Consider the following 20,884-nt stretch of genomic DNA (forward strand, 5'->3'; position numbering starts at 1 on the left):
CGGGCCGTGCGACGATGCACGGCCCGGGTGTGAGAAGGAGGGCCGCCCCGCGGGGCGGCCCTCCTCATCGGATCAGCTGGAGGGCCAACCGGTCTGGATCTGAGAGAGGACCTCGTCCGTCGACGTCCCGTTGATCCAGGCGACCATTCCCTTCCAGAAGGTGCCGGAGCCGACCGCGCCGGGCATCTGGTCGGAACCGTCGAAGCGGAACGTCACCGAGTCGTCCTGGAGGAGCTTGATCGACTCCTGCAGGATCGGGTTCTCGACCGCGTCGATGTTGACGCCCTTGTTCGCGGAGGTCACGCCGCCGAGTGCCAGACGGCTGTCAGCCCACTCGGGGCTGGAGAGGTACTCCAGGACCTTCTGCGTGGCCTCGGAGTCGCTGAACGCGCCGACGATCTCGCCACCACCTGTGATGAACGTCTCGTCCGGGCTCTTGCTCGGCAGCAGGAACGCCCACACGTCGCCGTCCTCGGCGATGTTGGTGCCCTCGGGGAAGAAGCCAGAGAGGAACGACGCCTGGTGCGTCAGAGCGCAGTCGCCCTTGGCCAGAGCCGGTGCCACGTCACCGAATGCGGTCGAGTTGATCGAACGCACGTCGCCGAAGCCGGCGTTGACGTAAGCCGGGTCGAGCAGGATCTCGCCCGTGGCGTCGAACGCCTCCTTGATCTGCGGGTCGGTGAACGGGATCTCGTTCTTGACCCACTGATCGTAGACATCGGCGCCGGCGTTGCGCAGCACGAGGTCCTCGATCCAGTCGGTGCCGGGCCAGCCGGTCGCCACACCCGACTCGAAGCCGGCGCACCACGGTGCCTTGCCGCTCTTCTCCTGGATGGTCTTCGTGAGCGTCAGCAGCTCTTCCCAGCTCGTGGGCTCCTCGACGCCCCACTCCTTGAACTTGGTCGGCGAGTACCAGACCCAGCCCTTGACGCTGGCCATCAGAGGTGCGCCGTAGAAGGTGCCGTCGTACGTGCCGAAGTCGACCCAGCCCTGGGTCCACCCCTCCTCCGCGTTCTTCTTCACGGCGTCGGGCGCGGGCTTCAGCAGATCGCGCGACGCGTAGTCGGCGAAGAGACCCGGCTGCGGGAAGATGGCGATGTCGGGCGGGTTGCCGCCCTGTGCGCGGGTGCCGAGCTGCGTCTCGAAGTCCTGGCTGCCCTCGTACTTGATGTCGATGCCGTTCTCCTTCTCGAAGTCGGCCCACGACTTCTGAAGGAGCTTCGCCTCGTCGTCGACGATCGTGCCGTAGATGGTGACCGTCTTGTCGTCGCCGCCACCGCCGCCGCCACCCGAAGGCGCACCGCCCGGAGCACCACACCCTGCGATCGCGATACCCGCGACACCCAGCAGTGCGAGCGGCACCAGCCGCCTGGAACGCTGCGAAAGACCCATGTGAATTCTCCTCTTCGAGTTCACGGCCCCTACCTCGTCCGACGCCACCCCCGGCGTCGTTCGGGAACCGATTCCAGGTAAACCTACTGGCCTTCCACACCCGCGCACAATGGGGAAGTATCACAAGCTCGCAACCTTTCCGGATGCCGGAGCGCCGGCGATGGGAGCGCTCCCGCACTTCTTGTGTGGAACCGGTTCCTTTCGGGGCCTGGAACAGCTACCATGACATCCGCGAGCCGCCTTCGGCGCATCGCTCGGCGCGCAGGCGTCACCTGGTCGAGGAGGACCGATGAGCACGATCGCGGACGTCGCCGCGCGAGCAGGCGTGTCGAAGGCGACAGCGAGCCGTGCGCTCAGTGGACGTGGATACGTGTCCGAGGAGACGCGGCTGCGCGTGGTCGATGCCGCCGATGCCCTCGCCTACGTCGCGCACTCCTCCGCAACGAGCCTCGCCACCGGTCGCACGCAGACCGTCGGCATCGTCATGCCCCCGGTCGATCGCTGGTTCTTCGCCGAATTGCTCGCCGGCATCCAGGAATCGCTGTTCGCGCTGGACTATGACCTCTCGCTCTACGGCGTCCCCGAGGGGTCCGAGACCAGAGAGCGCCTGTTCGAGAGCGTGCTGCCCCGCCGCCGCTTCGACGGCATCATCGCGGTGGGCATCCAACCGAGCGCCCGCGAGCTCGAACGCCTGCAGCGCACCGGACGCCCGCTGGTGAGCGTCGGGCCGTACAGCGCCGGGTCCAGCTCGATCTCGATCGATGACACCGCGGCGGCCCGCATCGCCACCGAGCACCTCATCGAGCTCGGCCACAGGGACATCGCCTTCGTCGGAGGATCGACGGACTCGGGCGAGCTGAGCTTCGGCGACGCGCGCCGGCTCGACGGCTATCACGGAGCCCTTCATGCGGCAGGGCTCTCGGCGCATGCCAGGGTCGCCGGTGCGGCCCCGACCATGCCCGGCGGATACGCCGCGGCTGCGGGGCTGCTGGGCGACCGGCGACGGCGACCGACGGCGATCGTCGGCGTGTGCGACGAGGCGGCGATCGGCGCCGTGATCGCCGCCAGACGCCTCGGCATCGCCGTGCCGACCGAGCTCAGCGTGGTCGGCATCGATGACCACGAGCACGCCGAGATGTTCGCCCTGACGACGATCGGGCAGTCCCCGCGCGAGCAGGGGCATGAGGCGGTACGACTGCTGACACTGCGGATGAAGGACCACGACGCGACGCTCGAGCACGTGGCCGCGGCATCCGCTCTGGTGGTGCGCAGCTCCACGGCACCACCGCGCTGACCGCGGGGTCGGCACGGGAGACGCACGAAGGCCCCGGGCGAACCCGGGGCCTTCGGTGAAGCGATGAGACGCCGGGTCGGCGCGCTGGACGCGTCGACCCGGAGACGATTACTTGAGGGTAACCGTGGCGCCTGCCTCTTCGAGAGCAGCCTTGGCCTTCTCGGCGGCTTCCTTGGTCGCGCCCTCGAGCACAGCCTTCGGGGCACCGTCGACGACAGCCTTGGCCTCGCCGAGGCCGAGCGAGGTGAGCTCGCGGACCGTCTTGATGACCTGGATCTTCTTGTCTCCAGCAGCCTCGAGGACGACGTCGAAGGAATCCTTCTCCTCGACCTCTTCCGCGGCGCCTCCACCTGCGCCGGCAACGGCGACGGGGGCAGCAGCGGTGACCTCGAACTTCTCCTCGAACGCCTTGACGAAGTCGTTGAGCTCGACGAGGGTCAGGCCGGCGAACTGCTCGAGCAGCTCCTCAGTGGTGAGCTTAGCCATGATGTATCTCCTAGATAGATGGGGTTAGTAGACGAGATCGCCGGTCGCTTACGCGGCCTCTGCGGTCTCCAGCTTTTCGCGAAGAGCATCGATGGTGGCCGCAGCCTTGCCCATCGTCGCCTTCATCATGCCCGCAGCCTTCGCCAGCAGAACCTCACGGCTCTCGAGCGCGGCGTACTTGTTGACCTCGTCGGCAGAGAGGGCGTTGCCCTCGAAGATGCCGGCCTTGATCACGAGAAGCGGGTTGGCCTTGGCGAAGTCACGAAGAGCCTTGGCAGTGGCGACGAAGTCACCGTGCACGAAAGCGACGGCCGACGGACCCTTGAGGTCGTCATCCAGCGCAGTGATGCCGGCCTTGTTGGCGGCGATCTTGGTCAGCGTGTTCTTCACCACGGCGTACTCAGCGTCCTGACGGATGCTGTTGCGCAGCTCCTTGAGCTGGGCAACCGTCAGACCGCGGTACTCGGTCAGCAGAACGGCGGACGAGTTCTCGAATGACTTCGTGAGCTCGGCAACCGATGCATCCTTCTGCGCCATGGTCACTCCTTGGTGTGTACGAGGCGCCCCACGGTGGTGAGGCGCCGACCCCGACCGCCTGCAAAAGAAAAAGCTCCGGCGCAAGCGCACGGAGCTTCAGAAGTTCGTGACACCTGCGCGGGCCCCTGCGGTGCAGAGTTTCAATCTCCGTGCACTTGCGCGCACGACGATGACCAGCGGTCTTCGGTTGCTACCAGCGTACCCCACCCGCTCCCCTCCCCCAAAATCCGCGCCCGCCCCACCCGAGATCGCCGAGTGCACGACAACGCGTCGAGTGCACGACCTGCCCCCGTCGGTGAGCCGTGCACTCGGCAACAGGCCGTGCACTCGGTTGACCAGGGCGGAGCACGAGTCAGGGAGCACGGATGCCGAAAGCTGCGAGGCGCGCAGCGAGGGCAGCCGGGGTGCCGATGTGCTCGGAGCCCCACCGTGCGAAGCGCCACTGGGTGCGGCCGCGGATCCAGTCCTCGCGCTGCTTCTCCTCGAGAAGCACCTGTTCGAGTGTCTTCCCCGATCGCATCGCCTCGTCGAGGTACTTGGTCTTGCCGTCGAACTCGCCGAAGCTCCGGACCTCAGCGAGACCGAAATCGACGAAGTAGTCCCGACCATGAGGGCCCTCGACACGGACCTGCAGGTCGGGATCGATGAAACCGAGTCTCCGCAACTGCACCCTGCTCACGCTCTCCCCCGGCAGTTGTGCGCGACCGTCCGCGAACTCGGCCACCCACCGTGCCTGACGGATCCCCCTTGCGCCGTCTGCTGCCGCCAACCGCTGCTCCAGTCGGGTCCGCCACGAGAACACCGCGTCGAGGTCCCACTCCCGTCCGCGGTCCGCCATCTGTCTCTCGGCGGCGTCGGCCACAGCCACGGCTGCCTCCAACGGCAGAGTGCGGACGAGGTCGAACACGGTGCGCGACAGGCTCGTGCAGCGGATCCCGTCCCGCAGCGCCAGGTCGGACTCCGGGAGTGGCGCGAGATGCCGCATGACGTCGGGGCCGCTGGATATCCGAGATGGCAAGGCGCAGGTGAGGTGGACGCGCGTGCAGCGGATGCCGTACAGCGGCAGACCCCACAGCACCGCGGCCGAGCTGTGCGACATCACCACCTGCGCCTTCGCGTCTCGCGCGACGGCGATCACGTGTGCGTGATGGCGCTGTTCGGGCCAGAGCTCGTCGTACTCCCGAGAATGTATGAACCATCCCCGACGGAGCGACACGAGCGTTCCGCTCCGCGCGGCCGCAGCGATGGCGCGATCGGTCCAGCCGTCGAGCGCAAGAGCGGCGCGAGACCGCACGAGCTGGGAGATGACGGGTGCTGGCGACGACGGCATCCCTCATCCTGAGCCGCCTCGCCACCCCGCACTCTCACGCATTCCCACGATCCGTGGACATCGCCCCCACCCTCGCTCCCCGTGCAGTCGCACTCCCGTGTCGCGCCACCGCCGCGCCACCCTCGCGCCGAGTGCACGGGCTCCTGCCGAGTGCACGGGGGAGCACCGTTGATAGGTCGTGCATTCGACGCATACCCGTGCACTCGGCGCGACGAGACCTGCGCGCCGCAACGCAGGGGGCGGGATGCGGGGAAGGCGGCGTGTATGGGGAGCGGGGTCCGTGGGCGGGGTTAGGGTCGAGGAGTGAACCAGGACCTCGCCGCACGCATCGTCGCGGACTCCCGCGACCGCGTCGCCTGGCTGCGAGCGCGATCCCGGGGCATCACCGCGACCGACGTCGCCGGGCTCACCAGCGAACGCTCGATCGCCCGCGCCGCCGACGCCAAGCTCGGCGGGGGCCCGCGGTTCGGCGGCAACGCCTACACCGACCACGGCCGGCGCCGCGAGCCCGAGATCGCCGCATGGGTCGCCGCGACCCACGGCATCCTCCCCTCCTCTGCACTGTTCCGGGCCGAGGTCGAGCACCGGCACCTGGCGACTCCCGACGGCATCGCCGTCGACGCCGACGGCCGCGTCAAGCTCGCCGAGATCAAGACGACCAACAAGGCGTTCCGCGGCATCCCCCGCACGTACCTCCGCCAGATCTGGTGGCAGCAGCACGTGCTCGGAGCCGAGCGCACCCTGTTCGTCTGGGAGGAGCACGTCGACTTCGCGCCGATCCACGACGAGCCGCGCTGCGTGTGGATCGACCGTGACGACAAGGAGATCGCGAAGCTGGTCGGCCTCGCGACCGACCTCATCGACGAGCTCTACCGCCGCACCACCGGGCAGCAGATCCCGACGCGGATCGCGGATGCCACGGCTGCCGCGGCGGCGAGTCGGCGCGAGCACCTGCGCGAGCGCGACGCGTTCCGCGCCCTCGCTCTGGCCGACTGACGCCGAGCGTCTGCGGGCAGGCTCCCGCGATGCTCCGCTAGGCAGCGGCGAAGGTGCACGTCGTCGCCCCACCCGCGAGAAGAGCGGCGTACGTCACCGTGATCTTCACCTTGGTCGGCGAGCGCCAGGTGACACCTCCGGCCGTGACCCACGTCGTGCCGAAATAGACGACGTACTGTCCGCCGGTGAGGACGAAGCCCAGTCCACCGAGGAGCCCATCGAGCACGCCCTTGCTCACCGAGGTCGTGTACACGCCGGCCGTCGCGGTCCCCGGTGCCAGGATCGATCCGCCCGAGCCGTCGGCTGCTGAGGTGAGGTACACGTTGAGGGCGGTGTTCGCCGGGTAGCCGGTCGGTGTGGTGGGCCAACGCCACTTGATCGTCAATGCCGTGCCACCCAAGATCGTGCTCAACGGGTTCGGGCAGGTCAGTCCGCCCGGCAACGGCTCCACGGCCGGCGGCAACAGCGCCAGCGCGGTGACCGTCGCTCCCGCGTGCTCCTCGTCCGTGAAGGTCGCCTCGGTGTCCTGCACGGGTGGCGCCACGACCAGCCCCAGCAGCAATGCGAGCCCCGCCGTACCGGCGAGCATCCGTCGGCCGGCACTCCGCATCATCGGGCGTCCTCCTTGTCGCGCACCGTGCGCCGCCGATGATCGAGCACCAGCACGGCTCCGGTCGCGACCAGCAGCGCGCCGACTCCGAACGCCACGGGCACGATGGGCGAGAGCCCGGTCGTCGCGAGCCCGCCCCCGGGGCCGACGACCGCCGACTCCCCCGCGCCCTGCGCGTGCACGCGGACGTCGGTGGTGCCGCCCTCGTCCCCCGTGTTCAGCGTGATGGAGAGCCGGAGATGTGCGACTTCGGTGTCGGCGACCTCGACGAGCGCGATCTCGGAGCCGTCGCGCGGAATGCTCCAGGCCGTGCGCAGCTCGGTCGCGCCGCCGGGGCAGCCGCTGGGCCCCCACGCCCTCATGCAGAGCGAGGCGTCGAGGGTCAGCGGCGCGTCCCCCGTCGCACTGACCGCGATACGGACGGTGCCGGGGTCAGGAGCATCCGCGCTGATCGCGACATCCCACTGCACCGGCTCGCCCGGCAACAGACGGGATGCCGCGTCCCAGTCGGCCACCGAGACCAACCGGAGCACGTCGCCCTGGATCACCTGCGTGGTGGGTGCCGCCCATGCCGCTGTCGGCACCAGGAGCGCACCCCCTGCAGCCAGCGCGGAGAGCAGAGCGATGGACCGGCCTCTGCTCATGGGCTGCCGCCGTCTCTCCCCCGCCGCTCGGCTCGCTCCGCCCTCTCCGCCCGGGGCCAGAAGGCCCAGACGACCACTGTCGTCGCGGCGAGGGTGAGCGCGCCGAGCACGTAGGGGTTGCCCATCCCGGCGATCACCGTGGCGATGCCGGGGATCGAGAACAGCACGGTGCGCACCGATGTCACGGTGTACGGGAACGGATCCTCCTGCGCGTTGGCGTCTCCGCGCATCGTGATGATGCGCTCATCGGCGGTCGCGCCCGGCTCGACCGAGGTGACACGGTGCGTGATCGGCAGCTCATCCGCCCGGTCGACCGTGACGACATCGCCGATCGCGATGTCGGACGCCGGCACACGCTGCACGACGGCGACCGACCCCGCGGGGATCGTGGGCGACATCGATCCGGTGCGGAACATGATCAGGGTGATCTGCGCCGTGAAGGCGAGCACCACCAGCACGATGCAGATCACACCGCCGACCGCCGCGAGCCAGAGCAGCGCATCCGCGATGAGCCGCCCGGGATGCCGTCGTCCGGCGGCACCGGTCGGCACGGCAGGCACGGCGGCGGGCGCGACGGACGAGGGCGACTGCTCGCGCAGACTCCGTCTCGTCACCGGCGTCGCCATCCCGATCCTCCCGTCCTGTGCTGCGCGCGTGTCACGCTCACGTCACTGCCGCCATCACGCTCACGGTGCCGCTGCCGTGCCGAGCACCTGCCAGGTGAGCGTGGTGCTCGCCCCCTGCACCGTGTTGTCCGCGGCCGCCTGGAGGGTCACCGCGATGCAGTAGTTCACCGTCGATCCCCCGTTGGCCGACACCGGCTGCGTCGCCGTGCCGTTCGTGGCCAGCACGGAGAGGTCGGGCACCACCGACGTGCCAGCGGCGTAGCTGGTGGAGGTGCACGCGGTCGCCGCGGGGATCGTGCGCACCCCGTACCGCAGGTACACCGCGAGTCCGGTGGCCGACGGCGTCACGGCGTTCCACTGCAGACTGCCCGCCACTGACGGGTTCGCGGTCTTCACGCTGAACAGCGCATACGTCGTCGCCCCCGGCACCATCGACGACGGGGTGGCCGCGAACGTCAGTGCCGCCGGCGCCCCCGCGGTCGCATGACTGGCGAAGGTCGTGCCGTCGGCCGCGCCGACGATCTCGAAACGACCGGCGGTGAAGGTCGCTGAGCCGTACTCGGAGTCGTTCCAGGCAGCGAGCGTCGCCCCCGCGCCGATGCCGAGCACGAGCCCGCCCGCGAGGACGGCTCGTATGCGGCGGGAGCGGTTGCGCTTCGCCTCCCGCACGCTTCGGCGGGTGTTCATGACGAGCTCAGTTCGTGGAGGTCGCCGTGAACGTCCACGTCGCGGTCGTGGCGAGTCCCTGCTCCAGATTCGCATCGGCAGAGACCGCGAAGCACAGTTGCACCGCTGTCCCGGCCGTCGTCGCATCCGCACCCTCCAGAAGCGTGACGGTCGTCGTGCCGGTCTGAGCGTCGAGCGTCGCTCCTGTCGCGATCGGCGTGCCGGTCGCGGATGCGGCGTTGCACGTCGCGCCCGGTGCGAGCTGATAGATCGCGTACGAGAGGTGCTCGGAGTTCGAGCTGGCCGCCGCATCCGCGGTGGTCCCATCAGCGACGAGGTCGGCACCGGTGGTGGTCCCTGCGGCGAGACGCACCCAGAATCCGGCGTAGACGGAATCGCCCGGCGCCATGCTGTCGACCACACCGGTCGGAAGAGTGAAGGCGAGAGTGGCCGCGGTGTCGCCGTCATCCACGTTGTGGTCGCTGTAGTTCGCGTTGCCGGTGCTCGACCCCTCGAGGTTGAACGTCCCGGCGGTGAACGTTCCCGTCGCGAACTCGGAGTCGTTCCACGCGGCGAGCACGGCAGCGACGCCGACGCCGAGAACGAGGCCGCCCGCGAGCACGGCGAGAACCTTGCGCTGATTCTGCTTTGTGACCATGGCCAATTCCCCCTCAGGAATCCATCGACCGTGCGAAACGCCTGGGAATGGTCGCCCCTCAGAGACCTGCGTGTACAGCCGAACTCAATCCTCTCCAGACGAATCCCAGACGACAAGGCAATTCCGCGCAGGAAGGGCACTCATTGCGCGCAGGCGATCACAACCTCATCACGACGATGGTTGACATACATCAACCAGATATCTATAGTTGACGAAGTTCAACTATCTTGTGGGCGCCAGCGCCGTCGCCACCACACCCGCGACTCACACGAAAGGCCCCGCATGACCACGGATTCCCCCGTCAAGATGACGCATCGCCAGGTGCTCGAAGCCCTCACCGGTCTTCTGCTCGGCATGTTCGTCTCGATGATCGCCACCACGGTGGTCTCGACGTCGATGCCGGTCATCGTGCACGACCTGGGCGGCGACCAGGCCGCCTACACCTGGGTCATCACGGCCACCCTGCTCACCACGGCCATCTCGACTCCCATCTGGGGCAAGCTCGCCGACCTGTTCAACCGCAAGCTGCTCATCCAGCTCGCCATCATCATCTTCGTCGGCGCCACGGCTGCGGCCGGCTTCGCGCAGGACACCAACACCCTGATCGCGTTCCGCGCCATCCAGGGCATCGGCGGCGGCGGCCTCGCCGCCCTCAGCCAGGTCATCATGGCCGACATCATCAGTCCCCGCGAGCGTGGCCGGTACATGGGGCTGTTCGGTGCCGTGATGGCCGTCGCCACGGTCGGAGGCCCGCTCCTGGGCGGATGGATCACGGATGCCGCGAACTGGCGCTGGAACTTCTTCGTCGCGCTGCCGTTCGCGATCGCCGCGTTGATCATCCTGCAGAAGACCCTGCACATCAGCACCGAGCGCACGCGCAAGGCGTCGATCGACTACGCCGGGATCGTGCTGCTGTCGACCGCCGTATCGCTGCTGCTCATCTGGATCACGAACGCCGGCTCGACCTTCGACTGGTGGGGCATCGAGACCATCCTCATGGTGGGCGGCGCGCTCGTCGCGACGGTGGTCTTCATCATCGTCGAGATCAAGGTGCGCGAGCCCCTCATCCCGCTCTCGCTGTTCCGTGGTCGAACGTTCACGCTCTCGGTCATCGCGTCAATCTCGATCGGTGTGGCGATGTTCGGCACCTCGGTCTACCTCGCGCAGTACATGCAGCTGTCCCGCGGCGCCTCCCCGACCGAGGCCGGTCTGATGACGCTGCCGATGATGGCCGGACTGCTGATCTCCTCGATGGTGGTCGGCCAGCTGGTCACCCGATTCGGCAAGTGGAAGGGCTACCTGATCCTCGGCTCCGTGCTGCTGATCGCCGGATCCAGCCTCCTGTCGACGCTGCACTACGACACCGACTTCGTGCTGGTCTCGCTGTACATGTTCCTCACGGGCGCCGGCGTCGGGATGACGATGCAGAACCTCGTGCTGATCGTGCAGAACGTGGCGAAGCCGAGCGAGATGGGCGTCGCGAGCTCGGGAGTGACCTTCTTCCGCAGCCTCGGCGGCACGATCGGCGTCTCGGCCATGGGTGCCGTACTGGCCAACTCGCTCACGACGCTGTTCTCCGACGGCAAGGAGCGCATCGGTGCGGCGATCGCCGAGCTCGGCTCCAAGGGAGCGGATGTCGCGGCGCAGCTGTCCAGCGGCACGATCCCCGAGGTCCGACTGCTGCCTGAGCCCGTGCGGTCGATCATCGAGGACTTCTACGCCCAGGCGATCTCCCACGCGTTCCTGATCGGCATCCCGCTCGCGGTGATCAGCCTCGTCGCGATCCTGTTCCTGCCGAACCGTCCGCTCACGACCATGACGACGACGGAGCGCGCTCAGGCCGATGCGGCGAAGGCCGAGTCCGAGTCCGGCGCCGGTGAGGACGGCAGCCCGGTCGACGAGGCGGCCGATGTCGCGATCGCCGACGCCGCCGCCCTCTCCGGAGCACCGACCGGAACCATCACCGCGGTCACGGGGTCGCATGATGACCGCCGCTGACCACACCTCCGATACCCCCGAGGCGCGGGCCGCGGCGGTGCGCGCCCTCGAGGCGGAGTTCGGCGAGCTGATCACCCACTTCCGCCGACTCATCCTCGAGAACGCCAACCGCGTCAGCCCCGGCATGCTCCCCGGCGCATACAAGGCGCTCACCACGATCGCGCGTTGCGAGCAGGTGACGGCCTCGGCACTGGCCGAACGGATGCTGATGGACAAAGGACAGGTGAGTCGCACGGTTCGCGAGTTGGAGGACCTCGCGCTCATCGAGCGATCCCCCGACCCGAGCGACGGACGCTCCTCGCTGCTGCGGCTGACCGCGCTCGGCACCGAACGGCTCGCCGCGGCTCGCGCCCCCCAGGAGGGGATGCTGATGAGCACCCTCCACGACTGGAGCCTCACCGACATCGGCAACCTCACCCGCCTGCTGCATGCCCTCGCCTCCGGGGTCACGCCCGCGTAGTTCCCGCGGCGCCCGCCGAGTGCACGGGAAGCAGTCGATTGCACGACCTCACGACGCCAGCATCCTGTTCACTGGGCAGGATGCCGTGCACTCGGCGACTGCCAGCGTGTGCGCGCGGGGCTAGGGGCGCAGGACAGTGCGTGCCTCGGCGGCGACCTCGGCGGCGATGGTGTCGAGCAGGGCGGAGCGCAGGTTCCACTGCTGCCAGTACAGCGCGGTCCGCACCGCCGGGCCTCCGAGCCGCACGAGACCGGCGGAGCCCTGCGGGAGCGGCAGCATCCCCCAGCCGAGACCGAGCTCGACCGCGAGCGCGTAGTCATGTGATGCCGGTACGTAGTGACGCGGCACGCCCTGATGCGACACCCCCTGCTCCCGCAGCCACTCGTGTTGGAGCGTGTCGCGTCGGTCGAAGTCGACGAAGGGAGCCCGCGCCAGGGAGTCTGCGGTCGCCCCGTGCGGGAACCAGCGGTCAGCGAAAGCCGGCGCGGCGACCGCTTCGTACTCGAGCACGCCGAGCGGGGTGACCGAACATCCGGCGACGGGCACGCTCTCACTCGTCACCGCTGCCATCACGGTGCCGGACTCGAGCAGCCGTGCGGTGAAGTTCTGGTCGTCGCGGTGCAGATCGAAGTCGATGTCGTGCTGCGCCGACAGCCGAGCGAGCGGGGCGAGGAACCACGTCGCCATCGAGTCGGCGTTCACGGCCAGCGGCACGGTGATGCGCCGCGCGCCGCCCTCGTCATCCAGGCCGACCCCGGCGAGGGCGTCGTGCTCCAGGAGCGCGATCTGGCGGGCCAGCCGCACGACGGCCTCCCCTGCTTCCGTCAGCCGCGCCGGCTTGCTGCGCACGATGAGGATGCGGCCGAGCTGCTGCTCGAGCGTCTTGAGTCGCTGACTCACCGCCGAGGGGGTGATGCGCAGCAGCCGGGAAGCCGCATCGAGCGTGCCTTCGTCGGCGACCGCGGCGACGGTGGCCGCCAGTTCGGGATCGATCCTCACATAAGCGATGCTAATGGTTCGGTAGGAATCCTCGCTGGTGTTGATGTTGTCCGGTTCCTACGCTGGATACATGCTCTCCGTTCTCGCAGGCCTCGGCCTGGGCCTCTCGCTGATCGTCGCCATCGGCGCACAGAACGTCTTCGTGCTCCGCCAGGGCATCCGGCGGGAGCACGTGCTCGCGGTCGTCATCATCTGCGCCGTGTCCGATGCAGTGCTGATCATCGCCGGCGTCGCCGGACTCGGCTACGTGATCTCCGCCGCGCCGTGGTTGGTGGTGGTCGCGCGATGGGCTGGCGCCGTCTTCCTGCTCGTCTACGGGCTGCTGGCGGCCCGCCGCGCGTGGAGGGGCACGGGCGAGGCGCTGCAGGTCGAAGCCGAGGAGGACACAGTCGCCCAGGCGCCGGGGACCACGCTCACCCGCACCCGCACGCGCACTCCCCTGGCCGCGGTCATCCTCACGGTCCTGGCGCTCACCTGGCTCAACCCGCACGTGTATCTCGACACGGTGCTGATGCTCGGCTCGATCGCCGCGACGCACGGGGAGGAGCGCTGGCTGTTCGCCGCCGGCGCTGTGGCGGCGAGCATCCTGTGGTTCACCGCGCTCGGATTCGGCGCGCGCTATCTGGGTCGCTGGCTGCGCACGCCGCTCTCCTGGCGCATCCTCGACGCCGTGATAGCCGTCGTGATGATCGCGATCGCCGTGAGCCTGGTGCTGCCGGTCCTGACCGCCTGAGCGCCACCCCGTCGCCGCCGCGGAGACGCGCGGTGCCGCTCAGATCCCGTCGAGCGGGCGGAGGATGCGGGTGAGGAAGCGCTGCGTGCGCTCGTGCTGCGGCGCCGTGAAGACCTGCTCCGGAGTGCCCTGCTCGACGACGACGCCGCCGTCCATGAACAGCACATGGTCGGCGGCCTCGCGCGCGAAGCTCAGCTCGTGCGTGACGACGGCCATGGTCCAGCCCTCGTCGGCGAGCTCCTTGATGACGACGAGCACATCGCCCACGAGCTCGGGGTCGAGTGCGCTGGTCGGCTCGTCGAACAGCAGCAGGTCCGGCTTCAACGCGAGCGCACGGACGATGCCGACACGTTGCTGCTGCCCACCGGAAAGCTGGTGCGGTCGAGCATCCGCCTTGTCGCTCAGGCCGACCCGATCCAGCAGCGCCAGCGCCTCGGCGACCACCTCATCCTTCGGACGGCCCTGGACGCGCCAGGGACCCTCGATCACGTTCTCCAGCACCGTGAAGTGCGGGAACAGGTTGTGATGCTGGAAGACCATCGCCGAGCGGTCACGCAGGGCGAAGCGCTCCTTCTGCGACGGACGGGTCGCGAAGTCGATCTCCGGACCGCCCTCGACCGAGATCACCCCGGCATCCGGGGTCTCCAGGCCGTTGAGTGAACGGAGCACGGTCGTCTTCCCCGAACCGCTGGGGCCGATCAGCACGACCACCTCGCCACGGTGCAACGTCAGATCGATGCCGCGCAGCACCTCGTTCGAGCCGAAGCTCTTGTGCAGTCCGCGGGCGGTGAGCAGGGGTTCGGCGGGGCTAGTTCGCGACACGGCTGTCCAGCCTCCTCTCCAGGAAACTCTGGCCGGTCGACAGCACCAGGCAGAACACCCAGTACACCAGCGCCGCCGTCAGGTAGACGACCATGAACTGATAGGTCGATGCGGCGATCTGCTGCGACACCTTGAACAGCTCGGTCACCAGGATCAACGACGCCAACGAGGTGTCCTTGACGAGCGAGATGAAGGTGTTCGACAGCGGCGGCACCGAGACGCGTGCGGCCTGCGGGAGGATGACCCGGGTCAGCGTGCGCGTGCGGCCCATGCCCACCGTGTAGGCGGCCTCCCACTGGCCCTGCGGTACCGAGATGATCGCGGCGCGGATGACTTCGGCCGCGTACCCGCCGACGTTCAGCGAGAACGCGATGATCGCGCACGGCCAGGGGTCGATGGTGACGCCGATGGACGGGAGCCCGTAGAAGATCACGAACAGCTGCACCAGGAGCGGCGTGCCGCGGATGATCGAGATGTAGACGCGCGCGATGCCGGAGACGACGGACCGCGTCGAGATGCGCATGAGCGCGACCCCCAGCGCGATCACCAGTCCCAGCGCGAACGAGCTCAGCGCCAGCGGGATGGTGCCGATCAGCCCACCGAAGGCGATCGGGCCCACCGACGCGAGGAACAGCTCCCAGGGCGACATCGACTATTCGGTGACGTCGGCGCCGAAGTACTTCTTGCTGATCTCAGCCAGGGTGCCGTCAGCGCGGAGCTCGTCGAGCGCACCATCGACGGCGTCGACCAGGCTCTGCTTGTCCTTGGTGAACACGAACGCCTGCTTGCCGGCATCCTCGGTCTCGGCGGCGATCTTCAGGCCCGTCGGGCCATCCGTCTTCTCGTAGTCGAGGAACGTGAGCTTGTCGTTGATGGTCGCATCGACGCGGCCCTGGCGCAGCAGCGTGACGGCCTGCGCCCATCCCTCGACGCCCTGGACCTTCGCGCCGGACTCCACCGCGAGGTCGTTCCAGTTGCTGGTCAGGGACTGCGCCGTCGTCTTGCCGTCGAGGTCGGCGAACGAGGTGATCGAGTCGTCGTCGTCCGCGACCACGATCACACCGGGCGACACCGTATACGGGGCGCTGAAGAGATAGGCGGCTTCCCGCTCGTCGTTGATCGTGACCTGGTTGGCGATCACGTCGAAGCGACCGGCATCGAGACCTGCGAAGATCGCGTCCCACTGCGTCTCCTCGAACTTCACCTCGAGGTCGAGCTTGTCGGCGACCGCCTGGATGATCTCGACGTCGAAGCCGGTGAGCTCGCCGCTGCCACCGTCGTCGTGGAAGCTGAACGGGCGGTACGTACCCTCGGTCGCGACCGTGAGCGTGCCATCGGTGACGAGGCCGAAGTCGGACGATGCGGAGTTGTCACTGCCACTCGTCGACTCGGGGGCGCTGGATCCGCTGCAGGCGGTGAGCGCCGCAGCGGTGAGGACGAGAGCCGTGACGGCGATCAGGCGACGAGACATGGGCGGACCCTCCTGGGGGTGCGGATCGCGCGAGTGCTGTGGCACGCGATTGTTGGACTCATCACAGTATGCGGTGCGCTCGCGGACTCCGCATCGCATGACGGCGAGTTTCACCGTCCTGACCACTGTGAACGCAGAAATGCCCCCGGGCGGGCCCGGGGGCATTTCAGAGAGTCAGACTCAGATGGCGTTGACGTCCAGCGGGATGCCGGGACCGAACGTGGTCGACACCGCACCCTTCTGGATGTAACGGCCCTTGGAGCTCGACGGCTTGAGGCGGACGATCTCCTCGAGAGCGGCGTCGATGTTCTCGTTCAGCTGCTCGGCGGTGAAGGAGGCCTTGCCCACGACGAAGTGCACGTTGGCGTGCTTGTCGACGCGGAACTCGATCTTTCCGCCCTTGATCTCCTCGACGGCCTTGGCCGTGTTCGGGGTCACGGTGCCGGTCTTCGGGTTCGGCATCAGGCCGCGCGGACCCAGGACCTTTCCGAGACGACCGACCTGGCCCATGAGCTCAGGGGTGGAGACGGCCGCGTCGAACGCGGTCCAGCCGGCGGCGACCTTCTCGATGAGCTCGGCGCCGCCGACCTCGTCTGCACCTGCGGCGATCGCTGCCTCGGCCGCGGGGCCGGTGGCGAACACGATGACGCGGGCGGTCTTGCCGGTTCCGTGGGGCAGGATGACGGTGCCGCGCACCATCTGGTCTGCCTTGCGGGGGTCGACGGCGAGCTTCAGCGCGACCTCGACGGTCGAGTCGAACTTCGCCGAGCCGGTCTCCTTCGCCAGGGCGACAGCCTCAGCGGGAGTGTAGAAACGGTCTGCCTCGATCTTCTCGGCGGCAGCCTTGTAAGCCTTGGACTTCGTAGCCATGATTATTCTCCTCAGCCCTCGACCGTGATGCCCATGGAACGGGCGGTGCCGGCGATGATCTTCGAGGCGGCCTCGATGTCGTTCGCGTTCAGGTCGGCCTGCTTGGTCTCGGCGATCTGACGGACCTGGTCCTTGGTGATCTTCGCGACCTTGACCGTGTGCGGGGTCGCAGAGCCCTTGGCCACGCCTGCGGCCTTCTTGATGAGCTCCGCAGCCGGCGGGGTCTTCAGGACGAAGGTGAAGCTGCGGTCCTCGTAGACGGTGATCTCGACGGGGATGACGTTGCCGCGCTGCGACTCGGTCGCGGCGTTGTACGCCTTGCAGAACTCCATGATGTTGACGCCATGCTGACCGAGCGCGGGGCCGATCGGCGGCGCCGGGTTGGCTGCACCGGCGTTGATCTGAAGCTTGATCAGGCCGGTCACCTTCTTCTTCGGTGCCATTCTCTTTCCTTTCATCGAATCGGATGCCTGCGCATCCGCTTCTCCCACAGATCCGGCATCTCCGGACCGTGGTCGTCTCTGCGCACGCCGAAGCGGCACACAAACCACGTAAGTCTACCTGACACACGGTCGCATCGCACATCCCGTCAGAGAGGTGACAGCGCGCGGTCGCACAGTGCCGCAACACCCGCGCCCGGGCGACCGTTCGCGACCACTCCCCGCAGGGAGAGGCCGAAGGCTGTCGCCTCGGGCCCGCGGATGCGACCAGTCCCGACCACCACGCTGCGAGCACGCGTTCGCGACCACGCCCCGCACGCGAGAACGGCCGCCCCGGAAGGGACGGCCGTTCTCGTGAAGAGTGTGTCAGATCATCTTCGTGACCTGGTCGAACGACAGCTCGACCGGGGTCTCGCGCTCGAACAGGGAGACGAGCACGGTGAGCTTGCCGCTCTCCGGCTTGATCTCGCTGATCGAACCGGGCAGACCCGCGAACGAGCCTTCCTTGATCGTGATGGTCTCGCCGACCTCGAAGTCGACCTCGGCCGGGAGCGGACGGGCCACGGCCACGCCGCCCTTCGACGCGATGTTCTTCGCGGTGGGAAGGTCCTTGACCTCGACGAGGGACTTCAGCATGTTGAAGGCCTCTTCGAAGCGCAGCGGCGTCGGGTTGTGGGCGTTGCCCACGAAGCCGGTGACACCGGGAGTGTGGCGCACGACCGACCAGGTGTCTTCCGTGAGCTCCATGCGCACGAGCACGTAGCCCGGGATGCGCACACGGGTGACCATCTTGCGCTGGCCGTTCTTGATCTCGACGACGTCCTCCATCGGGACCTCGACCTGGTAGATCTCGTCCTCGACCTCGAGCGTCGACTTGCGCTGCTCGATGTTCGCCTTGACCTTGCGCTCGAAACCGGCGTAGGAGTGGATGACGTACCACTTGCCCGGGAGCATGCGGAGGTCCATGCGGAAGGCCTCGTACGGGTCCTCCTCCGCATCCTCGTCGTCCTCGTCGGCGGAGGAGTCCTCATCGCCGTTGACGTCGGGACCGTCGTAGGGGGTGACCTCGTCGGCCGCAGCGGCCTCCTGGTCAGCCGTCTCTTCGGCCACAGCATCGTTCAGGACCTCAGCGGCGGCCTCAGACTCAGCCGCTTCGTCCAGGTTGAGAGCGTCGTTCACGATCGCGTCCGCCTCCGGGTCTTCGATGACGATGTCGTCATCGGTGTCAGTGTCTTCTTCATCGCCGTCCTCGTCCTCGATGTGCAGAGCGACGTGCTCTGCCGAGGTCACGGAGAATTCTTCTGCGGCGAGGACGTTGCCCTCCTGGGCCTCGTCCTCCTCGCTGGACTGCTCAGCCGCGGTCGCCCAGTCGGCGTCGTCGGAATATCGTTCAGACACGTTGTTTCTTCTCCATAGCTGCGGCGCGAGCCGCGGGCATCATCAGCCGGGGATTCCGAAAACCCAGTGCGTCACGAATGCGAACAGAGTGTCCAAGCCGTAGACGATGCCCATCACGATCAGAACGAAGACGAGCACCACCCCGGTGAACTTGAACAGCTCCTTGCGAGTCGGGGTGACGACCTTGCGGAGCTCGGAGATGACCTGGCGGATGAACAGGGCGATGCCCCCGAAGAACCGGGAGAAGGGGTTGCCCTTCTTCTCGCGGGTGGCGCCAGCCGCGACGACCTCGCCGCGCGGTTCGTCCTGATCCATCCTGAATGTACCTTTCGTGTGTCAGCGTTGCGCTGACGCGCAGGGCGGACAGGAATCGAACCTGCAACCTGCGGTTTTGGAGACCGCTGCTCTGCCAATTGAGCTACCGCCCTAGAGACCGTGTGGCCTCGGGGTGTCCTCCCCACTCTGCCACCGATTCCAGGATCGAGGATCCCAGGCATGGCGAAAGAATGCAGAAAACAACTGCCACATCAGTGTACGGCATCCGTCCGCTGCTGCCGAACCGGGGCATGCCCGCGTGTTGTTGTTAGGCTCGGCGAGCGGATGCATCAGGAGGGAGCGCCGGTGAGCGCTGAAGTACAGCAGTTCCAGGTGGATCTGCGCGGGGTCGTCGATCTGCTCAGCAGGCACATCTACTCCAGTCCGCGCGTGTACCTGCGCGAGCTTCTGCAGAACGCGCGCGACGCCATCACCGCCCGACGCGAGGTCGATGGCGGGGGCGGACACATCCGGATCACCCCGCTGACCGCCGAGAACGGCGAGTTCGTGCTGCGCGACGACGGCGTGGGTCTCACCGCGTCCGAGGTGGCCGACCTCCTGGCGACCGTCGGCCGCAGCTCCAAGCGCGATATCTTCGACCTCCCCCGCAGCGACTACCTCGGCCAGTTCGGCATCGGGCTGCTGAGCTGCTTCATGGTCGCCGACACCATCGTCATCCGCTCCCGCAGCGCGCGCGGCGGGGCCTCTGTCGAGTGGACGGGCAGCTCCGACGGCACCTTCCAGGTCTCCGAGATCGACGAGGAGCTGCCGATCGGCACCAGCGTGCACCTCGTCCCCCGCTTCGACGCCGACGAGCTGCTGCGCCCTGCCGCGGTGCACGAGCTCGCCTCGACCTTCGGCGAGTTCCTGCCGGTACGCGTCACGATCGACGCCCCCGGCGACGACATCGAGATCACCCGCACCCCGCCGTTCCTCGACGTCGCTGACGACATCGACGCGGCCGTGGGCTACGGACGCTCGCTGCTCGGCGCCGGTCCGCTCGACGTCATCGAGCTCAGCGAGCCCGCCACCGGCACGCGCGGCCTGGCGTACGTGCTGCCCTATGCGCCTCCCCCCGGTGCGCGCCAGGCGACCCGCATGTACCTCGGACGGATGCTGCTCTCGGAGCGCGTCGACGACGTGCTCCCCGACTGGGCCTTCTTCGTGCGCGCCGTGGTCGACTCGACCGGACTCGCCCCCACCGCCAGCAGGGAATCGCTGGTGGAGGACGCTGCCCTGGAACGGGTGCGCGAGCAGCTCGGCGCCGGCATCCGTCGCTGGGTGCTCGAGCTGGGCCTGCGGGAACCGCACCGGCTGGCGCAGTTCGTCGCGATCCACGAGGTCGGCCTCAAGTCGCTCGTGCGCCACGATCCGGAGCTCGCGCAATTCATCACGCGCTGGCTGACGCTGGAGACCACGCACGGCACGATCCGCATCGGCGACCTCGTCGAGCGCTACCCGCACGTGCGCTACGCCGCATCCGTCGACGAGTTCCGTCAGGTGGCTGGCATCTCGCCGTCGTCCGAGGTGCTCGTCAACGGCGGCTACCTGTTCGACGCCGACCTGGTGCGGATGCTCCCGGAGCTGTACCCGAACGTCACGATCGAGCAGGTCGACGTCACCGGCGAGCTCGACCGCCTCGACCCTCCCCCTCTCGACGACCGTGACGCCGCCGTCGCCCTGGAAGCCCGTGCCGGCGCGGTACTCGCATCCGCCGAGTGCTCGGTCGTGGTGCGCGCGATCGATCGACCGGAGCTGTCGGCCCTCTACGTCGCCGACCCCGAGGTGCTGCGCGCGATCGACCGCACGCGCACCAAGGGCATCACCGGCGCGCTGTGGGGTGGGGTGCTCGACAAGATCGATCAGACCCGCTCGCTCGGCCGCGACGACGACCTGCGCGCACGGCTGTGCCTGAACTGGAGCAACCGCGTCGTCCGGGCGCTCGTGCGCGTGCAGGATGACGCCGTGTTCGCCCGTACTCTGCAGCTGCTCTACATCCAGGCCCTGCTCGCGGGGCACCATCCGCTCACCGACGCCGACCGCAGTCTGATGACCACAGCGCTCAGCGATCTCGTCTCCCTCTCGGCCGGGCTCGAAGGGGACACCATCCCCTTCGACGAGACCCGCTGACCCCCCACG

General features: G+C 68.2%; 23 protein-coding genes and 1 tRNA gene. 6 read left to right on the forward strand and 18 right to left on the reverse strand.

Annotated features, from left to right (window positions below):
* Positions 1-72: 72 nt before the first annotated feature.
* Positions 73-1,392 (reverse strand): ABC transporter substrate-binding protein, encoded by a 1,320-nt coding sequence (locus ACIOVG_RS16755; RefSeq protein ID WP_400875940.1) that lies wholly within the window; start codon positions 1,390-1,392, stop codon positions 73-75.
* A 289-nt stretch (positions 1,393-1,681) separates the two neighbouring features.
* Between ACIOVG_RS16755 and ACIOVG_RS16760 the strand changes: the two genes are divergently transcribed.
* Complete coding sequence (locus ACIOVG_RS16760; protein WP_400875942.1) at positions 1,682-2,686, forward strand: LacI family DNA-binding transcriptional regulator; 1,005 nt, start codon at positions 1,682-1,684, stop codon at positions 2,684-2,686.
* Between the two features lie 108 nt (positions 2,687-2,794).
* Here the strand turns inward: ACIOVG_RS16760 and rplL are convergent, their stop codons facing one another.
* The 3 genes from rplL to ACIOVG_RS16775 form a co-directional block, all read right to left on the reverse strand.
* Positions 2,795-3,172 (reverse strand): 50S ribosomal protein L7/L12, encoded by a 378-nt coding sequence (gene rplL / locus ACIOVG_RS16765; protein ID WP_141871027.1) that lies wholly within the window; start codon positions 3,170-3,172, stop codon positions 2,795-2,797.
* Positions 3,173-3,220: 48 nt separating this feature from the next.
* Positions 3,221-3,709 carry a 50S ribosomal protein L10 gene (rplJ, locus tag ACIOVG_RS16770; RefSeq protein ID WP_141871026.1) on the reverse strand — a complete coding sequence of 163 codons (489 nt, stop codon included), beginning with the start codon at positions 3,707-3,709 and terminating at the stop codon, positions 3,221-3,223.
* 352 nt (positions 3,710-4,061) lie between these two features.
* Positions 4,062-5,039 (reverse strand): hypothetical protein, encoded by a 978-nt coding sequence (locus ACIOVG_RS16775; protein ID WP_400875945.1) that lies wholly within the window; start codon positions 5,037-5,039, stop codon positions 4,062-4,064.
* A gap of 303 nt (positions 5,040-5,342) precedes the next feature.
* On the opposite strand from ACIOVG_RS16775, the gene ACIOVG_RS16780 reads away from it, so the two are divergent.
* Positions 5,343-6,035, forward strand: a complete 693-nt coding sequence (locus ACIOVG_RS16780; RefSeq protein ID WP_400875947.1) for a YqaJ viral recombinase family protein — start codon at positions 5,343-5,345, stop codon at positions 6,033-6,035.
* A gap of 37 nt (positions 6,036-6,072) precedes the next feature.
* On the opposite strand, the gene ACIOVG_RS16785 is transcribed toward ACIOVG_RS16780, so the two are convergent.
* The 5 genes from ACIOVG_RS16785 to ACIOVG_RS16805 are packed head-to-tail and all read right to left on the reverse strand — an operon-like array spanning position 6,073 to position 9,239.
* Positions 6,073-6,648, reverse strand: a complete 576-nt coding sequence (locus ACIOVG_RS16785; RefSeq protein WP_400875950.1) for a hypothetical protein — start codon at positions 6,646-6,648, stop codon at positions 6,073-6,075.
* A complete protein-coding gene (locus ACIOVG_RS16790; protein ID WP_400875953.1) occupies positions 6,645-7,289 on the reverse strand; it encodes a hypothetical protein in 645 nt (214 codons plus the stop codon). Before ACIOVG_RS16790 ends, ACIOVG_RS16785 begins: the two co-directional genes overlap by 4 nt.
* The gene (locus ACIOVG_RS16795; RefSeq protein ID WP_400875956.1) at positions 7,286-7,915 is read right to left on the reverse strand and encodes a signal peptidase I; all 630 of its coding nucleotides are present in this window, start codon (positions 7,913-7,915) and stop codon (positions 7,286-7,288) included. Before ACIOVG_RS16795 ends, ACIOVG_RS16790 begins: the two co-directional genes overlap by 4 nt.
* Positions 7,916-7,975: 60 nt before the next feature.
* Entirely contained in the window at positions 7,976-8,602 is a 627-nt protein-coding gene (locus ACIOVG_RS16800) for a SipW-dependent-type signal peptide-containing protein (protein ID WP_400875959.1), read from the reverse strand.
* Between the two features lie 7 nt (positions 8,603-8,609).
* Entirely contained in the window at positions 8,610-9,239 is a 630-nt protein-coding gene (locus ACIOVG_RS16805; protein ID WP_400875962.1) for a SipW-dependent-type signal peptide-containing protein, read from the reverse strand.
* A gap of 282 nt (positions 9,240-9,521) precedes the next feature.
* Between ACIOVG_RS16805 and ACIOVG_RS16810 the strand changes: the two genes are divergently transcribed.
* Both ACIOVG_RS16810 and ACIOVG_RS16815 read left to right on the forward strand, forming a co-directional pair.
* Positions 9,522-11,237, forward strand: a complete 1,716-nt coding sequence (locus ACIOVG_RS16810) for an MDR family MFS transporter (protein ID WP_400875965.1) — start codon at positions 9,522-9,524, stop codon at positions 11,235-11,237.
* Complete coding sequence (locus tag ACIOVG_RS16815; RefSeq protein WP_400875971.1) at positions 11,221-11,697, forward strand: MarR family winged helix-turn-helix transcriptional regulator; 477 nt, start codon at positions 11,221-11,223, stop codon at positions 11,695-11,697. Before ACIOVG_RS16810 ends, ACIOVG_RS16815 begins: the two co-directional genes overlap by 17 nt.
* 120 nt (positions 11,698-11,817) lie before the next feature.
* On the opposite strand, the gene ACIOVG_RS16820 is transcribed toward ACIOVG_RS16815, so the two are convergent.
* Complete coding sequence (locus ACIOVG_RS16820) at positions 11,818-12,696, reverse strand: LysR family transcriptional regulator ArgP (protein WP_400875974.1); 879 nt, start codon at positions 12,694-12,696, stop codon at positions 11,818-11,820.
* Between the two features lie 70 nt (positions 12,697-12,766).
* Here ACIOVG_RS16820 and ACIOVG_RS16825 point away from each other — a divergent pair, with 70 nt between their 5' ends.
* Complete coding sequence (locus ACIOVG_RS16825; RefSeq protein ID WP_400875977.1) at positions 12,767-13,429, forward strand: LysE/ArgO family amino acid transporter; 663 nt, start codon at positions 12,767-12,769, stop codon at positions 13,427-13,429.
* Between the two features lie 39 nt (positions 13,430-13,468).
* Here ACIOVG_RS16825 and ACIOVG_RS16830 read toward each other — a convergent pair whose 3' ends face one another.
* The 8 genes from ACIOVG_RS16830 to ACIOVG_RS16865 form a co-directional block, all read right to left on the reverse strand.
* Positions 13,469-14,251, reverse strand: coding sequence for an amino acid ABC transporter ATP-binding protein (locus tag ACIOVG_RS16830; RefSeq protein ID WP_400875980.1), 783 nt, complete (start codon positions 14,249-14,251; stop codon positions 13,469-13,471).
* Positions 14,238-14,900: an amino acid ABC transporter permease gene (locus ACIOVG_RS16835; protein ID WP_400875983.1), complete on the reverse strand. Its 663-nt coding sequence runs from the start codon at positions 14,898-14,900 to the stop codon at positions 14,238-14,240. Before ACIOVG_RS16835 ends, ACIOVG_RS16830 begins: the two co-directional genes overlap by 14 nt.
* 3 nt (positions 14,901-14,903) lie before the next feature.
* Positions 14,904-15,722 (reverse strand): amino acid ABC transporter substrate-binding protein, encoded by an 819-nt coding sequence (locus ACIOVG_RS16840; RefSeq protein WP_400875985.1) that lies wholly within the window; start codon positions 15,720-15,722, stop codon positions 14,904-14,906.
* A gap of 180 nt (positions 15,723-15,902) precedes the next feature.
* Positions 15,903-16,592: a 50S ribosomal protein L1 gene (rplA, locus tag ACIOVG_RS16845; RefSeq protein ID WP_400875988.1), complete on the reverse strand. Its 690-nt coding sequence runs from the start codon at positions 16,590-16,592 to the stop codon at positions 15,903-15,905.
* 11 nt (positions 16,593-16,603) lie between these two features.
* Positions 16,604-17,035 carry a 50S ribosomal protein L11 gene (rplK, locus tag ACIOVG_RS16850; RefSeq protein WP_247631051.1) on the reverse strand — a complete coding sequence of 144 codons (432 nt, stop codon included), beginning with the start codon at positions 17,033-17,035 and terminating at the stop codon, positions 16,604-16,606.
* A 363-nt stretch (positions 17,036-17,398) separates the two neighbouring features.
* Entirely contained in the window at positions 17,399-18,430 is a 1,032-nt protein-coding gene (nusG, locus tag ACIOVG_RS16855) for a transcription termination/antitermination protein NusG (protein WP_400875992.1), read from the reverse strand.
* Positions 18,431-18,472: 42 nt separating this feature from the next.
* Positions 18,473-18,745 (reverse strand): preprotein translocase subunit SecE, encoded by a 273-nt coding sequence (gene secE / locus ACIOVG_RS16860; RefSeq protein WP_141871008.1) that lies wholly within the window; start codon positions 18,743-18,745, stop codon positions 18,473-18,475.
* A 40-nt stretch (positions 18,746-18,785) separates the two neighbouring features.
* Positions 18,786-18,858: transfer RNA gene (locus tag ACIOVG_RS16865), tRNA-Trp, on the reverse strand.
* A gap of 172 nt (positions 18,859-19,030) precedes the next feature.
* Here ACIOVG_RS16865 and ACIOVG_RS16870 point away from each other — a divergent pair.
* Positions 19,031-20,875 (forward strand): HSP90 family protein, encoded by a 1,845-nt coding sequence (locus ACIOVG_RS16870; RefSeq protein WP_400875995.1) that lies wholly within the window; start codon positions 19,031-19,033, stop codon positions 20,873-20,875.
* Positions 20,876-20,884 lie beyond the last annotated feature (9 nt).

The sequence above is a fragment of the Microbacterium sp. NPDC087591 genome, assembly GCF_044743625.1.
Taxonomy (GTDB): domain Bacteria; phylum Actinomycetota; class Actinomycetes; order Actinomycetales; family Microbacteriaceae; genus Microbacterium.

Excerpts from the sequence above, each read along its gene's own strand:
- secE (WP_141871008.1), bottom strand. The coding sequence starts at position 18,745 with ATGGATCAGGACGAACCGCGCGGCGAGGTCGTCGCGGCTGGCGCCACC.
- ACIOVG_RS16815 (WP_400875971.1), top strand. The coding sequence starts at position 11,221 with ATGATGACCGCCGCTGACCACACCTCCGATACCCCCGAGGCGCGGGCC.
- rplL (WP_141871027.1), bottom strand. The coding sequence starts at position 3,172 with ATGGCTAAGCTCACCACTGAGGAGCTGCTCGAGCAGTTCGCCGGCCTG.
- rplA (WP_400875988.1), bottom strand. The coding sequence starts at position 16,592 with ATGGCTACGAAGTCCAAGGCTTACAAGGCTGCCGCCGAGAAGATCGAG.
- ACIOVG_RS16870 (WP_400875995.1), top strand. The coding sequence starts at position 19,031 with ATGCATCAGGAGGGAGCGCCGGTGAGCGCTGAAGTACAGCAGTTCCAG.
- rplJ (WP_141871026.1), bottom strand. The coding sequence starts at position 3,709 with ATGGCGCAGAAGGATGCATCGGTTGCCGAGCTCACGAAGTCATTCGAG.
- rplK (WP_247631051.1), bottom strand. The coding sequence starts at position 17,035 with ATGGCACCGAAGAAGAAGGTGACCGGCCTGATCAAGCTTCAGATCAAC.
- ACIOVG_RS16755 (WP_400875940.1), bottom strand. The coding sequence starts at position 1,392 with ATGGGTCTTTCGCAGCGTTCCAGGCGGCTGGTGCCGCTCGCACTGCTG.
- ACIOVG_RS16825 (WP_400875977.1), top strand. The coding sequence starts at position 12,767 with ATGCTCTCCGTTCTCGCAGGCCTCGGCCTGGGCCTCTCGCTGATCGTC.
- ACIOVG_RS16760 (WP_400875942.1), top strand. The coding sequence starts at position 1,682 with ATGAGCACGATCGCGGACGTCGCCGCGCGAGCAGGCGTGTCGAAGGCG.
- ACIOVG_RS16790 (WP_400875953.1), bottom strand. The coding sequence starts at position 7,289 with ATGAGCAGAGGCCGGTCCATCGCTCTGCTCTCCGCGCTGGCTGCAGGG.
- ACIOVG_RS16805 (WP_400875962.1), bottom strand. The coding sequence starts at position 9,239 with ATGGTCACAAAGCAGAATCAGCGCAAGGTTCTCGCCGTGCTCGCGGGC.
- ACIOVG_RS16775 (WP_400875945.1), bottom strand. The coding sequence starts at position 5,039 with ATGCCGTCGTCGCCAGCACCCGTCATCTCCCAGCTCGTGCGGTCTCGC.
- ACIOVG_RS16800 (WP_400875959.1), bottom strand. The coding sequence starts at position 8,602 with ATGAACACCCGCCGAAGCGTGCGGGAGGCGAAGCGCAACCGCTCCCGC.
- ACIOVG_RS16840 (WP_400875985.1), bottom strand. The coding sequence starts at position 15,722 with ATGTCTCGTCGCCTGATCGCCGTCACGGCTCTCGTCCTCACCGCTGCG.
- ACIOVG_RS16785 (WP_400875950.1), bottom strand. The coding sequence starts at position 6,648 with ATGATGCGGAGTGCCGGCCGACGGATGCTCGCCGGTACGGCGGGGCTC.
- ACIOVG_RS16835 (WP_400875983.1), bottom strand. The coding sequence starts at position 14,900 with ATGTCGCCCTGGGAGCTGTTCCTCGCGTCGGTGGGCCCGATCGCCTTC.
- ACIOVG_RS16810 (WP_400875965.1), top strand. The coding sequence starts at position 9,522 with ATGACCACGGATTCCCCCGTCAAGATGACGCATCGCCAGGTGCTCGAA.
- ACIOVG_RS16795 (WP_400875956.1), bottom strand. The coding sequence starts at position 7,915 with ATGGCGACGCCGGTGACGAGACGGAGTCTGCGCGAGCAGTCGCCCTCG.